We start from the raw sequence: 15,700 nt of genomic DNA, 5'->3' as shown, positions 1-15,700 counted from the left end.
CGTCGTAATGTGACGGCAGTCGAGGAGCCGAGGGAGGTGGTGACGATGACTCAGATCCTTTCCGGGGTCGTCCTGGTCCTGGCGCCGATCGCCTGGCCGGTGCGGCGGCGGTACGGGGCGGCGGCCGTGACCATGGCGCTCGGGGCGGCATCGGTCGCGGTCACGGTCGCCGTCTGGTTCCTCGGCCGCTGGGTGGAGGGGCAGCGCTGGGCCGGGCTGCTGGGCCTGGTGGAGCTGGCCGTTCTGCTGCTGTCGGTGGTCGTCGGCCTGCGCGCCGAGGACGGCCCGTGGTGTGCGGCGGCCGCCTGGACGGCCTGCGGAGCGGTCGCCCTCTGGCCGTCCCGGTTCGTGTTCATCGAGGGGCCCGCGGACACGCTCACGCTCTTCGGGTTCGGATCGATGCTCTCCCTGCCGGCCGTGCTGATCGGGCTCTACCTGCGGGGCCTGGACGAGGTGCGCAACAAGGCGGTGGCCGAGGCCAGGCGGGCGCAGCGGCTGGAGCTGGCCCACGACCTGCACGACTTCGTGGCGCACGATGTCAGCGGCATGGTCGCCCAGGCCCAGGCGGGGGCCTACCTGGCCGGGATCGATCCGGCCCGGGCGGCGGAGATGTTCCAGCGAATAGAGCAGGCCGGGCAGCGGGCGCTGGCCTCGCTGGACCGGACGGTACAGCTGCTGCGCAGCGAGGAGAGCGGAGGTCGTGGTCCGCAGCCCGGACTCGCCGAACTCGCCGAGGTGGCCGAGCGGTTCACCGCGACGGGTGGAGCCGAGGTCCGTCTGGAGCTGCCGGAGGAGCCGGTGCCGCGCGAGGTGGAGGGCACCGTCCACCGGATCGTGGTCGAGTCCCTGACCAATGTCCGGCGGCATGCTCCGGCCGCGCGGGAGATCGAGATCCGGGCCCGCCGCAGCGGCGGAGGGCTGGAACTGACGGTGACCAACGACGGTCGGGCGCCGGGTCCGGCAGGGCGGCCGCGCCGGGGCGGCGGCAGCGGCCTGCCGGGCTTGGCGGCCCGGGTCGAGGCCCTCGGAGGTTCGCTGGAAGCCGGCCCGCACGAGCGGGAGGCCTGGCGGGTGACGGCGGTGCTGCCACTGGAGGCGGCCGGTGCGGGGCCGACGGGTGCGTAGGAGCCGAGGCGGGACGGGGAGCGGGGAGGTACGGAGATGGGCAGCGGCACAGGGCCGATTCGGATCCTGATCGCGGACGACCAGGCGGATGTGCGCAGTGCGTTCCGGATGATCCTGGACGTTCAGCCGGACATGGTGGTGGTGGCGGAGGCGGCAGACGGTGCCGCTGCGGTGCAGGAGGCCAGGAGGCTGCGGCCGGACGTGGTGCTCGCGGACATCCGGATGCCGAAGCTCGACGGTCTGGAGGTCACACGGCAGTTGGCCGACCAGTGCAAGGTGATCGTGGTGACCACCTTCGACCTGGACGAGTACGTGCACACGGCACTGCGGCACGGGGCGGCCGGATTCCTGCTGAAGCGGTCGGGGCCGGTGCTGCTGATCGAGGCGGTCCGGGCGGCGATGGCGGGGGACGCGTTGATCAGCCCGCAGATCACCGTCCGGCTCCTGCGGCACATGGCACTCCCGGGTGCGGAGCCGGTGCCCGGGCGAGGCGGCGCCAAGGCGGCTTCGGCGGCTCCGCAGTCGACAGCCGGCCCGACGGAGGAACTGACCACGAGGGAAAGGGAGATCGCCGAGCTGGTGGCAGACGGCGCGACCAACGCCGAGATCGGCGCGGGGCTGTTCATCTCGCCGGGGACGGTGAAGAACCACCTCGCCAATATCCAGCGCAAGATCGGAGCCCGTAACCGGGTGGGCATCGCGGCCTGGATCTGGGAGCAGGCGGCCGGCCGCCAGTAGCCGGCCCCAGCCCGGGGCGAGGGCCCGGAGGCGAGGGCCCGGGGCCGTCCGCACCCCGCCTGCCCAACGCCCCGCCCGCCCAACGCCCCGCCCGCCCCACCCTGCCCTGCGCGCCCCACCCCGCCCTGCGGGCCTCCCCCTGGGCGCCTTCCCTTGCGCGCCTCCACCGGGCACCCCCGCCTGCGCGCCCCGGCCCGTTCGAAATGCGGGGCCGAGGCGGGCCTGTCCGAGGCGGCACCGAGGCAGCACCGAGGCGTCACCGAGGCGGCACGGAGGCGGCACGTGGAGGTGCCCGGTGGAGGAATCGGGCGGCTGGGGGAGCGGCAGGGGAACCCCGTTCAACGACAAGCTCGCGTGCTTGTGAACGAAGGGTCAAGCGAGCGTTCGGACCCCCGCCACCCCTGCGAGTGAGCCTCTATAACACGTCAACATGACGCCTGGAAATTTGCTCAGACCGACGCATAGTTGATATAGGAACACGCTCCTGACCTGCCGCTTCACAAGTAAATGCGACTGCTTGTGATCATTTGACTGCTTTGCGTCGACAAATCTGGGCATGTTCCTATTCGACCCCATTCGAAGGGTGTCGTAGATCACAAAGGTGACCGTGAACTGCGTGTCGCAGATCACAAGCCGACGGGCATAGGATGCGCTCGTTCCAGGCTTTGTGAACTGCCTCACATGAGGTGGATCTCGGGAACTGGAACGCGGGTTCACCTCTGTGTGACCCGCCGGTTCCGATCTGCAGTCAAGGACGACTGGACGGAGGGAGCGGGGGCTATGAATGCCTACGCGCCGATCCTCGTACTCGGTGCCATCGCGGCGGCGTTCGCGGTCGGCTCCGTCGTGATGGCCTCACTCACCGGCCCCAAGCGCTACAACCGGGCCAAGTTGGAGGCGTACGAGTGCGGCATCGAGCCGACACCGCAGCCCGTGGGCGGCGGTCGGTTCCCGATCAAGTACTACCTGACGGCGATGCTCTTCATCGTCTTCGACATCGAGATCGTCTTCCTCTACCCCTGGGCGGTGACCTTCGACGCCCTGGGGATCTTCGGGCTGGTCGAGATGCTCCTGTTCATCGCCACCGTCTTCGTCGCGTACGCCTACGTGTGGCGGCGCGGCGGCCTGGAGTGGGACTGAGCGCGGGGTGGTCCGAGCGCGGGGTGGTGACCCCACCCGTCCGCCGGCTGCGCGCCCGCTTGTGAACGAGCGGACAAGCCAGAACCGGCCCACGTATCAGCGGACTCGAGGGCATTGAGAGGGATCTGATGGGAATCGAGGAGAAGCTGCCGAGCGGCTTTCTGCTCACGACGGTGGAGACGGCCGCCGGCTGGGTGCGCAAGGCGTCACTCTTCCCGGCCACCTTCGGTCTGGCCTGCTGCGCGATCGAGATGATGACCACCGGGGCGGGCCGCTACGACCTGGCCCGGTTCGGCATGGAGGTCTTCCGGGGCTCCCCCCGGCAGGCCGATCTGATGATCGTGGCGGGGCGGGTGAGTCAGAAGATGGCCCCGGTGCTGCGCCAGGTGTACGACCAGATGCCCAACCCCAAGTGGGTCATCTCGATGGGTGTCTGCGCCTCGTCCGGCGGGATGTTCAACAACTACGCGATCGTCCAGGGCGTCGACCACATCGTGCCGGTGGACATCTACCTGCCCGGCTGTCCGCCCCGTCCGGAGATGCTGATGGACGCCATCCTGAAGCTGCACGACAAGATCCAGCACGAGCCGCTGGGCGTGAACAGGCGCCGGGCCGAGGAGCTCGGTGAGGCGCTCGCCCTGAAGGCCACCCCGATCAGCGAGATGCGGGGGCAGCTGCGATGAACGACCAGGTACCCGAGACCCGCCGCGAGCAGCCGGTCCGCGAGATCCCGGTCGAGGTGGTCGGCCGCCGCCAGGGCATGTTCGGTGCCACGGGCAGCGGCGACACCTCCGGCTTCGGCGGTCTGGCCGCCCCGATCGTGCTGCCCGGTCCGAGCGAACGCCCGTACGGCGGCTGGTTCGACGAGGTCGCCGACGAGCTGGAGGGCGCCCTGGAGGAGCAGGGCCTGGACCCGGTCGAGGTGATCGAGAGGACCGTGGTCGACCGAGGCGAGCTCACCTTCCACATCGACCGCGACCACCTGCTGGGGACCGCCCGCATCCTCCGCGACGACCCGGCGCTGCGCTTCGAACTGTGCCTGGGCGTGAGCGGCGTGCACTACCCCGGCGACAAGGGCCGCGAGCTGCACGCGGTCTACCACCTGCGCTCGATCACCCACGGCCGGCTGATCCGGCTGGAGGTCACCGCACCCGACGCCGACCCGCGCATCCCCTCCGTGGTGAGCGTCTACCCGACCAACGACTGGCACGAGCGCGAGGCCTACGACTTCTTCGGCCTGGTCTTCGAGGGCCACCCCGCGCTCACCCGGATCATGATGCCGGACGACTGGCTGGGCCACCCGCAGCGCAAGGACTACCCGCTCGGCGGCATCCCCGTCGAGTACAAGGGCGCCCAGATCCCGGCTCCCGACCAGCGGAGGTCGTACAGCTGATGAACACCCAGCACTTTGGAGAGACCGAGGAAGCGGACGCCCGCGATACCACCGAGGGCCGGGTCTTCACCGTCACCGGCGGTGACTGGGGCGAGGTGGTCGAGGCGGTCGGCCGGGCCGACGACGAGCGCATCATCGTCAACATGGGCCCCCAGCACCCGTCCACCCACGGCGTGCTGCGGCTGATCCTGGAGATCGACGGCGAGACGGTGAAGGAGGCCCGCTGCGGCATCGGCTACCTCCACACCGGCATCGAGAAGAACATGGAGTTCCGCAGCTGGGTCCAGGGCACCACCTTCGTGACCCGCATGGACTACCTGACCCCGCTGTTCAACGAGACCGCCTACTGCCTGGCGGTCGAGAAGCTGCTCGGCATCACCGACGACGTTCCGGACCGCGCCAACGTCATCCGCGTGATGATGATGGAGCTCAACCGGATCGCCTCGCACCTGGTCTGCCTGGCCACCGGCGGCATGGAGATCGGCTCCACCACCCTGATGATCTACGGCTTCCGGGACCGCGAGCTGATCCTGGACGTCTTCGAGCTGGTCACCGGTCTGCGCATGAACCACGCGTACGTGCGCCCCGGCGGCCTCGCCCAGGACCTGCCGCCCGGCGCCGTCGACCAGATCCGCGAGGCGGTCAAGGTCTTCCGCTCCCGGATGCACGAGTACGACAAACTCGCCACCGGCAACCCGGTGTTCAAGGCCCGCCTGGTCGACGTCGGCTTCCTGGACCTGCCCGGCTGTCTGGCCCTCGGCGCCACCGGCCCGATCCTGCGTGCCACCGGCCTGCCGCACGACCTGCGCAAGACCGACCCGTACTGCGGCTACCAGGACTACGACTTCGAGGTCGCGATCGCCGACAGCGCCGACTCCTACGGCCGCTTCCTGATCCGCCTGGAGGAGATGAAGCAGTCGCTGCGGATCGTCGAGCAGTGCCTGGACCGGCTGCGTCCGGGCCCGGTCATGGTGGCCGACAAGAAGATCGCCTGGCCCGCCCAGCTGGCCGTCGGCCCGGACGGGCTGGGCAACTCCCTCGACCACATCCGCAAGATCATGGGCACCTCGATGGAGGCCCTGATCCACCACTTCAAGCTGGTCACCGAGGGCTTCCGGGTCCCGGTCGGCCAGGCGTACGTGGCGGTCGAGTCGCCCAAGGGCGAGCTGGGCGTGCACGTGGTCAGCGACGGCGGGACACGCCCGTACCGGGTCCATTTCCGGGATCCGTCGTTCACCAATCTGCAGACGATGGCGGCGATGTGCGAGGGCGGCCAGGTGGCCGACGTGATCGTCGCGGTGGCCGGGATCGACCCGGTGATGGGAGGCGTGGACCGGTGACCAACGTCGAACTCGGACTGCCGGCATTGCCGGCCGCACCGTACCCCGAGGAGGTGCACGCCAGGCTGGCCGCCGATGCCGCCGAGCTGATCGCCCGCTACCCGCAGCCCCGCTCGGCGCTGCTGCCGCTGCTGCACCTGGTGCAGGCCGAGGAGGGCTTCGTCAGCCCGACCGGGATCCGCTTCTGCGCCGAACAGTTGGACCTCACCAGCGCCGAGGTCACCGCGGTCGCGACCTTCTACACCATGTACCGGCGCCGCCCGGCCGGGAAGTACCACGTCGGGGTCTGCACCAACACGCTGTGCGCGGTGCTCGGCGGCGACCAGATCTTCGCCGAGCTCCAGGAGCACCTGGGTGTCCGCAACAACGAGACCACCGAGGACGGCGAGGTCTCGATCGAGCACATCGAGTGCAACGCGGCCTGCGACTACGCGCCCGTGGTGATGGTCAACTGGGAGTTCTTCGACAACCAGACCCCGGAGAGCGCCCGGCAGCTGGTCGACGACCTGCGCGCCGGCCGTGAGGTCCGGCCCACCCGCGGTGCCCGGCTGTGCGGCTTCAAGGAGACCGCCCGGATCCTGGCCGGCTTCCCGGACGAGCGCCCGGGCGCCAACGACGAGTCCGGTGCCGGCGGCGCGCCGTCCCTGGCCGGTCTGCGGCTGGCCCGCGGCGAGGCGCTGCCCGGCACCGCCGGCACCAAGGTGGTCTCCCCCCGCCCCGCGTCCCCCCGCCACGAGGGCAGCGGTCCGGCGAACAACGGCCAGGCAGGCAACGGCCCGGCGAGCAACAGCCAGCCGAGCAACCCCCAGGCGAGCAACCCCCAGACGAACAACGGCCAGGCGGGCAAGGGCCAGGAAGGGAGCGAAGCGTGATGACCTCCGCCGAGCCGGCCGAGAAGCTGCTCACCCCGGTCCTGTCCGACTCCTGGGACGACAGCCGCCCGTGGACGCTCGACACCTACCGCCGCCACCACGGCTACGAGGGCCTCAAGGCGGCCCTCGCCATGCCGCCGGACGACGTGATCGCCCTGGTCAAGGAGGCCGGCCTGCGCGGCCGCGGCGGCGCCGGCTTCCCGACCGGCATGAAGTGGCAGTTCATCCCGCAGAACGACGGCAAGCCGCACTACCTGGTGGTCAACGCGGACGAGTCCGAGCCGGGCACCTGCAAGGACATCCCGCTGCTGTTCGCCAACCCGCACTCGCTGATCGAGGGCATGATCATCGCCTCCTACGCGATCCGCTGCGACCACGCCTTCATCTACCTGCGCGGCGAGGTCGTCCCGGTGCTGCGCCGGCTGCACGCGGCCGTCGCCGAGGCGTACGGGGCCGGGCTGCTGGGCCGGAACATCCTCGGCTCGGGGATCGACCTCGACATCACCGTGCACGCCGGGGCCGGCGCCTACATCTGCGGCGAGGAGACGGCGCTGCTGGACTCGCTGGAGGGCCGCCGCGGCCAGCCGAGGCTGCGGCCCCCGTTCCCGGCGATCGCCGGCCTGTACGCCTGCCCGACGGTGGTCAACAACGTCGAGTCGATCGCCTCGGTGCCGCCGATCCTGTCCCGCGGCAAGGAGTGGTTCAAGGCCCTGGGCACCGAGAAGTCGCCCGGCTTCACGCTCTACTCGCTCTCCGGCCACGTCACCAACCCCGGCCAGTACGAGGCCCCGCTCGGCATCACGCTGCGCCAGCTGCTCGACCTCAGCGGCGGCATCCGCCCCGGGCACCGGCTGAAGTTCTGGACCCCGGGCGGCTCCTCCACCCCGATGTTCACCGACGAGCACCTCGACGTCCCGCTGGACTACGAGGGCGTCGGCGCGGCCGGCTCGATGCTCGGAACCAAGGCGCTCCAGGTCTTCGACGAGACCACCTGCGTGGTGCGGGCCGTCACCCGCTGGACGGAGTTCTACGCCCACGAGTCCTGCGGCAAGTGCACCCCCTGCCGCGAGGGCACCTACTGGCTGGTCCAGCTGCTCCAGCGGATCGAGGCGGGCGAGGGCGTCGACGGGGACCTGGAGAAGCTCCTCGACATCGCCGACAACATCAACGGCAAGTCCTTCTGCGCCCTGGGCGACGGCGCGGCCAGCCCGATCGTCTCCTCGCTCCAGCACTTCCGGGCCGAGTACGAGCAGCACCTGGCCGAGCGCCGCTGCCCGTTCGACCCGGCCGCCTCCACCGTCTGGGCCGACGGCCCCCGCCCCGGCCACCAGTCCGCCACCGAAAGGGAGGTGCACGCGTGACGATCACAGAGCCAACCGCCTCCGAGACCGCGGTCGAACTGGTCACGCTCACCGTCGACGGCGTCGAAGTGCGGGTCCCCAAGGGAACGTTGGTGATCAGGGCCGCCGAGACCATCGGCACCCAGATCCCGCGCTTCTGCGACCACCCGCTGCTCGATCCGGCCGGCGCCTGCCGCCAGTGCATCGTCGAGATCGAGGGCCAGCGCAAGCCGGTCGCCTCCTGCACCGTTCCGGTGGCCGAGGGCATGGTGGTGCGCACCCAGCTCAGCTCGCCGGTGGCCGAGAAGGCCCAGCGCGGCGTGATGGAGCTGCTGCTGATCAACCACCCGCTGGACTGCCCGGTCTGCGACAAGGGCGGCGAGTGCCCGCTGCAGAACCAGGCGATGACCAGCGGCGCCGCCGACTCCCGCTTCGAGGGGATGAAGCGCACCTACGAGAAGCCGGTGCCGATCAGCAGCCAGGTGCTGCTGGACCGCGAGCGCTGCGTGCTGTGCGCGCGCTGCACCCGCTTCTCGCAGCAGATCGCCGGGGACCCGTTCATCGACCTGGTGGAGCGCGGGGCACTTCAGCAGGTCGGCACCGGCGAGGGCGACGACTTCGAGTCGTACTTCTCCGGGAACACCATCCAGATCTGCCCGGTCGGCGCGCTGACCTCGGCGGCGTACCGGTTCCGCTCGCGCCCCTTCGACCTGGTCTCCTCGCCGAGCGTGTGCGAGCACTGCGCCTCGGGCTGCGCGCAGCGCACCGACCACCGGCGCGGCAAGGTGCTGCGCCGGCTGGCGGGCGAGGACCCGGCGGTGAACGAGGAGTGGAACTGCGACAAGGGCCGCTTCGCCTTCCGCTACGCCCAGCAGCGGGACCGGCTGACCACCCCGCTGGTGCGGGTGGACGGCGAGCTGGTGCCGGCCTCGTGGCCGGAGGCGCTGGCCCGGGCGGCCGAGGGGCTGCGCGGGGCCCGGACCGGGGTGCTGGCCGGCGGCCGGGTGACGGTCGAGGACGCCTACGCGTACGGGAAGTTCGCGCGGGTGGTGCTCGGCACCAACGACGTGGACTTCCGGGCCCGCCCGCACAGCGGTGAGGAGGCGGACTTCCTGGCCGCGGCGGTGGCCGGGCGGGGCGTCGACGTGAACGGCGCCGGCGTGGCGTACGAGGACCTCGACCGGGCGCCGGCGGTGCTGCTGGCGGGCTTCGAGCCGGAGGAGGAGTCGCCGATCGTCTTCCTGCGGTTGCGCAAGGCGACCAGGGCGACGGGCCTGAAGGTGTTCTCGGTGGCCGCGTTCGGTTCCCGGGGCCTGGCGAAGCTGCGCGGCGCGCTGCTGCCGGCCGCCCCCGGCACCGAGCCGGAGTGGTTCGCGGCGCTGGCGGCGGACGAGCCGCTGAACGACGACGCGGGCCGGGCGGCGGAACTGCTGCGCGCCCCGGGTGCGGTGATCCTGGTGGGCGAGCGGCTGGCCGCCGTCCCGGGCGGGCCGACGGCGGTGCTGCGCCTGGCGCACGCGACCGGCGCCAGGCTCGCCTGGGTGCCGCGCCGGGCCGGTGAGCGCGGGGCCGTGGAGGCGGGTGCGCTGCCGGGCCTGCTGCCCGGCGGCCGTCCGGTGGCCGTCGCGGCGGCCCGGGCGGAGGCGGCCGAGCTGTGGGGCGGGGCCGAGCTGCCGTCCCGGCCGGGCCGGGACACCGACGGGATCCTGGCGGCGGTCGTGGCCGGAGAGCTGGACGCGCTGCTGGTCGGCGGCGTGGACCCGGACGACCTGCCGGACCCCGCGCTGGCCGACGAGGCGCTGGCGGCGGTGCCGTTCCTGGTGTCGCTGGAGCTGCGGCCCTCGGCGGTGACGGCGCGCGCCGACGTGGTGCTGCCGGTGGCCGCGGCGGCGGAGAAGGCCGGCACCTTCCTGGACTGGGAGGGCCGGGTGCGGATGTTCGAGGCCGCGCTCAAGCCGGACCAGCAGATGGGCCGTCACCTCCAGCCGGACCTGCGGGTGCTGAGCATGCTGGCGGACGCGTTGGGCGGGCGGCTGGGGCTGCCGGACGTCCGGGCGGCCCGGCTGGAGCTGGACCGCTTCGCCCCCTGGGAGGGCGACCGCACGGCCGACCCGGCGGCCCACCCCGGCCCGCTGCCCCGGCCGGCCGCCGGCCAGGCGGTGCTGGCGGGTTGGCGCCTGCTGCTGGACAACGGCGCGCTGCAGCAGGGGGATCCGCACCTGGCGGGCACCCGGCACCGGGCGGTGGCCCGGATCTCGGCGGAGACGGCCAAGGAGATCGGCGCGGTGGCGGCCGGGGCCCTGCGGCTGACCGGCCCGGCCGGATCGCTGACCCTGCCGCTGGAGGTCACCGACTCGATCCCGGACCGCACGGTCTGGGTCCCGCTCGGCTCCACTCCGGGCGGTGCCCCGCGCGCGCTCGGCACCACCGTCGGCCACCTGGTCACGATCGCCGCGGCCGAGGCGGAGCCCGAGCCCGCGGTCGAGGCCGAGGCCGATCCCGGCCCGACGCCACAGGACGGGGCGCCACAGGACCGGGCGACACCCGACCGGTCGGCGCAGGACGAGCAGGAACGGGACGAGTCGGCCCAGGCCCAGGCCCAGGCCCAGGCGCGGGCCCAGGCCGGTTCGACCGTGGACGGGACCGCGGGAGAAGGGGAGGACCGATGACACCGCAGCCGTACGAGACGCTCCACTTCTTCGGGCAGGACCCGTGGTGGCTGGTGCTGCTGAAGGCGGTGTTCTGCTTCGCCTTCCTGGTCCTGACGGTGCTGATCGCGATCGTCTGGGAGCGCAAGGTGGTGGCCTGGATGCAGCTGCGCATCGGGCCCAACCGGCACGGCCCGTGGGGCATGCTGCAGTCGCTGGCGGACGGCGTGAAGCTGGCGCTGAAGGAAGACCTGGTGGTCAAGGGCTCGGACAAGGTGGTCTACATCCTGGCCCCGATCGTCTGCGCCATCCCCGCGTTCATGGCCTTCGCGGTGATCCCGTTCGGCCCGGCCGGCAACGAGGTGTCGATCTTCGGCACCCGCACGCCGCTCCAGCTGACGGACTTCCCGGTGGCGTTGCTGTACGTCCTGGCGACGGCCGCGGTGGGCATCTACGGCATCGTGCTGGCGGGCTGGTCCTCGGGTTCGACGTACCCGCTGCTGGGCGGGCTGCGCTCGTCCGCGCAGATGATCAGCTACGAGATCGCGATGGGCCTGTCCTTCGCGGCGGTGTTCATCTACTCGGGTTCGATGTCGACCTCGGAGATCGTGGCGCACCAGCAGCCGACGTGGTTCGCGGCGCTGCTGCCGGTGTCGTTCATCGTCTACATCATCGCGATGGTCGGCGAGACCAACCGGGCGCCGTTCGACCTCCCGGAGGCCGAGGGCGAGCTGGTCGGCGGCTTCAACACCGAGTACTCCTCGCTGAAGTTCGCGATGTTCATGCTGGCCGAGTACGTGAACATGGTGACGGTCTCGGCGGTGGCCTCGACCCTCTTCCTGGGCGGCTGGCGGGCCCCGTGGCCGGTGTCGACGTTCTGGGAGGGCGCCAACCACGGCTGGTGGCCGATGCTGTGGATCACGCTGAAGATCCAGTTGCTGCTGTTCTTCTTCATCTGGCTGCGCGGCACGCTGCCCCGGTTCCGCTACGACCAGTTCATGAAGCTGGGCTGGAAGGTGCTGATCCCGGTCTCGCTGGTGTGGCTGGTGCTGATCGCGAGCGTGCGGGCGCTGCGCAACGAGGGCTACGACTTCGGCGAGGTGGTGCTGTACGTGGGCGCGCCGGTCGGCGTGATCCTGCTGCTGGCGCTGCTGCGGGACTTCCTGAGGAAGCAGCCCGAACCCGAGGTCACCCCGCCCAAGGCCGATTTCGACCCGATGGCCGGCGGCTATCCGGTCCCGCCGCTGCCCGGCCAGGTGCTCCCGCCGGTGCCGCGCCGGCGCAGCCGCGCCCCGAAGCAACTCCAGGACGCCCTCAACGGGGCCGACCATTCCGAAGGGAGCTGAACCGAGATGTCCGACCAGTCCGATCGTACGGGCCGCCCCGAACGGGCCGACCGTCCGTCGATCCTCGGCCCGGCCGCCGGCTTCGGCGTGACCTTCAAGGCCATGTTCAAGAAGCGGCTCACCGAGCAGTACCCGGAGCAGAAGAAGCCCACCGCTCCGCGCTTCCACGGCCGCCACCAGCTGAACCGGCACCCGGACGGCCTGGAGAAGTGCGTCGGCTGCGAGCTGTGCGCGTGGGCCTGCCCGGCCGACGCGATCTACGTGGAGGGCGCGGACAACCGGGACGAGGAGCGCTACTCCCCGGGTGAGCGCTACGGCGTGGTGTACCAGATCAACTACGCCCGCTGCATCCTGTGCGGGCTGTGCATCGAGGCCTGCCCGACCCGGGCGCTGACCATGACCAACGAGTACGAGCTGGCCGACTCCTCCCGGCGGGACCTGATCTTCACCAAGGAGCAGCTGCTGGTGGGCCTGTCCGAGGGCATGGTCGACACCCCGCACGCGATCTTCCCGGGCACCGACGAGGGCGCGTACTACCGGGGCGAGATCACCGCGGCGGCGCCGGGCACGGTCCAGCAGGAGCGCACCGACCGGGACCGGGAGGTGCAGCAGTGATCGCGCGGCTGGCGGAAGCGACCGGGACGACCTCGACGGGTGAGGCCGTCCAGTTCTGGGTGCTCGCGGTGATCGCGGTCGGCGGCGCGCTCGGCATGGTGCTGATGCGCAAGGCCGTGCACAGCGCGCTCTGCCTGGCGGCCACCATGCTGGCGCTGGCGGTCTGTTACATGGCCCAGGGCGCCGTGTTCCTGGGCGTGGTGCAGATCGTGGTCTACACCGGCGCGATCATGATGCTGTTCCTGTTCGTGGTGATGCTGGTCGGTGTCACCAGCGAGGATTCGCTGAAGGAGCAGCTGAAGGGCCAGCGGTTCGCCGCGGCGCTGTGCGGGCTGGGCTTCGGCGTGCTGCTGATCGCCGGGATCGCCAACGCGAAGCTGGACCACTTCACCGGGTTGTCCGAGGCGAACGCCGAGGGCAACGTGCCGGGCCTGGCCCGGCTGATCTTCACCCGGTACGTGTGGGCCTTCGAGGTCACCGGCGCGCTGCTGATCACCGCGGCGATCGGCGCGATGGTGCTGACCCACCGGGAGCACGTGAAGGCGCCGAAGACGCAGCGCGAGCTGGCGGCGCAGCGGATCATGGACAACATCCAGCTGCCGCCGCTGCCGGCGCCGGGCGTGTACGCGCGGCACAACGCGGTGGACGTCCCGGCGCTGCTGCCGGACGGCACGATCGCCGAGGACTCGGTGATGGCGACGCTGCGCGAGCGCGGCCAGGTCCGGGACGTCAGCCAGGCGATGCTGCAGCGGATGGCGGAGCTGGAGAACAGCACGGCGGACTGGTTGGGCCGTCCGTCCTCGGAGCGGCCGGCGGTGACGGCTCCGCGCAAGTCGCTGGAGCCGGTGCCGGCGAACGGCGAGCCGGTGCCGGCGAACAACGTGAAGCACCCGGCCGGCGAGGAGGGCGCGGAGTGAACCCGGTCAACTACCTCTACCTGTCGGCCCTGTTGTTCACCATCGGCGCGGCCGGGGTGCTGATCCGGCGCAACGCGATCGTGCTGTTCATGTGCGTGGAGCTGATGCTGAACGCCTCGAACCTCGCCCTGGTGACCTTCTCCCGGCTGCACGGGACCCTGGACGGCCAGATCATCGCGTTCTTCACGATGGTGGTGGCGGCGGCCGAGGTCGTGGTCGGCCTCGCCATCATCGTCTCCATCTTCCGGACCAGGCACTCCGCTTCGGTCGACGACAGCAACCTGATGAAGCTGTAGGCGGAGGACCTTCGGTGAACTCTCTCATTCCGCTGCTGGTGGCGGCTCCACTGGCCGGTGCCGCCCTGCTGCTGCTCGGCGGCCGGGTGCTGGACCGCTACGGCCACTGGCTGGCCACCGCGCTCGCGGCGCTCTCGTTCGGCTTCGGCCTGGCCCTGTTCTCGTCCATGCTCGGCCGTGACGCCGAGCACCGGGCGCTCACCGTGCACCTGTTCAGCTGGATCCCGGTGAACGGCTTCCAGGCCGACTTCTCCTTCCTGCTCGACCAGCTGTCGATGACCTTCGTCCTGCTGATCACCGGCGTCGGCACGCTGATCCACCTCTACTCGGTGGGCTACATGGCGCACGACGAGCGCCGGCGCCGCTTCTTCGCGTATCTGAACCTGTTCCTGGCCGCCATGCTGCTGCTGGTGGTCGCGGACAACTACCTGCTGCTGTACTTCGGCTGGGAGGGCGTGGGCCTGGCCTCGTACCTCCTGATCGGCTTCTGGCAGCACAAGCCGAGCGCGGCGACGGCGGCGAAGAAGGCCTTCATCGTCAACCGGGTCGGCGACATCGGCCTGTCCGTCGCGATCATGCTGATGTTCGCGGAGTTCGGCTCCTTCGCCTTCGGCCCCGTCTTCGGCGGTGCGCACGAGGCGAGCGAGGGCAAGCTGACGGCGATCGGCCTGATGCTGCTGCTGGCGGCCTGCGGCAAGTCGGCCCAGGTGCCGCTGCAGTCCTGGCTGGGGGACGCGATGGAGGGCCCGACCCCGGTGTCGGCGCTGATCCACGCGGCCACCATGGTGACCGCCGGCGTCTACCTGATCACCCGTTCCTCGGCGATCTTCGACCTGGCGCCGGACGCGCAGACCGCCGTGGTGGTGGTCGGCGCGGTCACGCTGCTGTTCGGTGCGATCGTCGGTTGCGCCAAGGACGACATCAAGAAGGCGCTGGCCGGCTCGACCATGTCGCAGATCGGCTACATGGTGCTGGCGGCCGGGCTCGGTCCGATCGGCTACGTCTTCGCGATCATGCACCTGGTGACCCACGGCTTCTTCAAGGCCGGGCTGTTCCTCGGCGCCGGGTCGGTCATGCACGGCATGAACGACGAGGTGAACATGCGTCACTACGGCGGCCTGCGCAAGTACATGCCGGTCACCTTCGTCACCTTCGGCCTCGGCTACCTGGCGATCATCGGCTTCCCGGGCCTGTCCGGTTTCTTCTCCAAGGACAAGATCATCGAGGCGGCCTTCGCCAAGGGCGGCACCGAGGGCTGGATCCTCGGGCTGTGCACGCTGGTCGGCGCGGCGATCACCGCGTTCTACATGACCCGGGTGATGGTGCTGACCTTCTTCGGCGAGAAGCGCTGGCAGCCGGCCGGCGGCTCCGCCGCGGGGGAGGGCGACCTGCCGCACCCGCACGAGTCGCCCAGGACCATGACGATCCCGATGGTCCTGCTGGCCTTCGGCTCGGTGTTCGCGGGCGGGCTGTTCGCCTTCAACGACTCCTTCCTGAAGTGGCTGGAGCCGGTCACCGGGCACGAGGAGGGCAACTCCCCGCTCGCCCCGCTGACCGTCACCCTGCTGACCACGGCCTGCATGCTGGCCGGCGTCGGCCTCGCCTACCTGATGTACGGGCGCTCGCCGGTCCCGGTGGTGCCGCCGGTCGGCTCCCCGCTCACCCGGGCCGCCCGCCGGGACCTGCTGCAGGACGACTTCAACCACGCGGTGCTGGTGCGGCCGGGCTCGGCGCTCGCCGCGGCGCTGGTCTTCTTCGACAGCCGCGGCCTGGACGGCGTGGTCAACGGCCTGGCCGCCGCGATCGGCGGGCTCTCCGGCCGGCTGCGGCGGATCCAGAACGGCTACGTCCGCTCCTACGCGCTCTCCATGTTCGGCGGCACGCTGGTGCTGGTCGCCACGACTCTCCTGATGAGGTCCACGTGATGACT

At 71.1% G+C, this 15,700-nt stretch carries 13 protein-coding genes and 1 pseudogene; all 14 read left to right on the top strand.

Going from position 1 to position 15,700, the window contains the following annotated elements; genetic code table 11:
- The first annotated feature begins 45 nt into the window (after positions 1–45).
- The 14 genes and pseudogenes from ACFVGO_RS26110 (at position 46) to nuoL (ending at position 15,695) form a co-directional block, all read left to right on the top strand.
- Positions 46–1,125 carry a sensor histidine kinase gene (locus ACFVGO_RS26110; protein ID WP_380634358.1) on the top strand — a complete coding sequence of 360 codons (1,080 nt, stop codon included), beginning with the start codon at positions 46–48 and terminating at the stop codon, positions 1,123–1,125.
- 36 nt (positions 1,126–1,161) lie between these two features.
- Positions 1,162–1,863, top strand: coding sequence for a response regulator transcription factor (locus ACFVGO_RS26105; RefSeq protein WP_359902253.1), 702 nt, complete (start codon positions 1,162–1,164; stop codon positions 1,861–1,863).
- Positions 1,864–2,643: 780 nt separating this feature from the next.
- Positions 2,644–3,003: an NADH-quinone oxidoreductase subunit A gene (locus tag ACFVGO_RS26100; protein WP_030060100.1), complete on the top strand. Its 360-nt coding sequence runs from the start codon at positions 2,644–2,646 to the stop codon at positions 3,001–3,003.
- Between the two features lie 128 nt (positions 3,004–3,131).
- Positions 3,132–3,686 carry an NADH-quinone oxidoreductase subunit B family protein gene (locus ACFVGO_RS26095; protein ID WP_074005520.1) on the top strand — a complete coding sequence of 185 codons (555 nt, stop codon included), beginning with the start codon at positions 3,132–3,134 and terminating at the stop codon, positions 3,684–3,686.
- Entirely contained in the window at positions 3,683–4,396 is a 714-nt protein-coding gene (locus tag ACFVGO_RS26090) for an NADH-quinone oxidoreductase subunit C (RefSeq protein WP_359902256.1), read from the top strand. The genes ACFVGO_RS26095 and ACFVGO_RS26090 overlap by 4 nt, the downstream gene beginning before the upstream one ends.
- Positions 4,396–5,736, top strand: coding sequence for an NADH-quinone oxidoreductase subunit D (locus ACFVGO_RS26085; protein ID WP_359902258.1), 1,341 nt, complete (start codon positions 4,396–4,398; stop codon positions 5,734–5,736). The genes ACFVGO_RS26090 and ACFVGO_RS26085 overlap by 1 nt, the downstream gene beginning before the upstream one ends.
- On the top strand, positions 5,733–6,608 hold the full coding sequence (gene nuoE, locus ACFVGO_RS26080) for an NADH-quinone oxidoreductase subunit NuoE (protein ID WP_380634354.1): 876 nt from the start codon (positions 5,733–5,735) through the stop codon (positions 6,606–6,608). Before ACFVGO_RS26085 ends, nuoE begins: the two co-directional genes overlap by 4 nt.
- Positions 6,608–7,969: an NADH-quinone oxidoreductase subunit NuoF gene (nuoF, locus tag ACFVGO_RS26075; RefSeq protein WP_359902261.1), complete on the top strand. Its 1,362-nt coding sequence runs from the start codon at positions 6,608–6,610 to the stop codon at positions 7,967–7,969. The genes nuoE and nuoF overlap by 1 nt, the downstream gene beginning before the upstream one ends.
- Positions 7,966–10,443, top strand: a pseudogene (locus ACFVGO_RS26070) (NADH-quinone oxidoreductase subunit G); the annotation flags it as partial. The gene nuoF and the pseudogene ACFVGO_RS26070, both read left to right, overlap by 4 nt.
- A gap of 170 nt (positions 10,444–10,613) precedes the next feature.
- The gene (nuoH, locus tag ACFVGO_RS26065; protein WP_359902264.1) at positions 10,614–11,942 is read left to right on the top strand and encodes an NADH-quinone oxidoreductase subunit NuoH; all 1,329 of its coding nucleotides are present in this window, start codon (positions 10,614–10,616) and stop codon (positions 11,940–11,942) included.
- Positions 11,943–11,948: 6 nt separating this feature from the next.
- Positions 11,949–12,557 carry an NADH-quinone oxidoreductase subunit NuoI gene (gene nuoI / locus ACFVGO_RS26060; RefSeq protein ID WP_359902267.1) on the top strand — a complete coding sequence of 203 codons (609 nt, stop codon included), beginning with the start codon at positions 11,949–11,951 and terminating at the stop codon, positions 12,555–12,557.
- A complete protein-coding gene (locus ACFVGO_RS26055) occupies positions 12,557–13,474 on the top strand; it encodes an NADH-quinone oxidoreductase subunit J (protein ID WP_359902331.1) in 918 nt (305 codons plus the stop codon). The genes nuoI and ACFVGO_RS26055 overlap by 1 nt, the downstream gene beginning before the upstream one ends.
- A complete protein-coding gene (gene nuoK, locus ACFVGO_RS26050) occupies positions 13,471–13,770 on the top strand; it encodes an NADH-quinone oxidoreductase subunit NuoK (RefSeq protein WP_195911268.1) in 300 nt (99 codons plus the stop codon). Before ACFVGO_RS26055 ends, nuoK begins: the two co-directional genes overlap by 4 nt.
- 14 nt (positions 13,771–13,784) lie before the next feature.
- The gene (gene nuoL, locus ACFVGO_RS26045; protein WP_380351864.1) at positions 13,785–15,695 is read left to right on the top strand and encodes an NADH-quinone oxidoreductase subunit L; all 1,911 of its coding nucleotides are present in this window, start codon (positions 13,785–13,787) and stop codon (positions 15,693–15,695) included.
- The last annotated feature ends 5 nt before the right edge of the window (positions 15,696–15,700 follow it).

It is taken from the genome of Kitasatospora sp. NPDC057738, from assembly GCF_042798815.1.
Classification (GTDB): domain Bacteria; phylum Actinomycetota; class Actinomycetes; order Streptomycetales; family Streptomycetaceae; genus Kitasatospora; species Kitasatospora lactacystinica.
The sequence above is the reverse complement of the archived record's forward strand: the minus strand, read 5'-3'. Positions and strand labels throughout refer to the sequence as shown.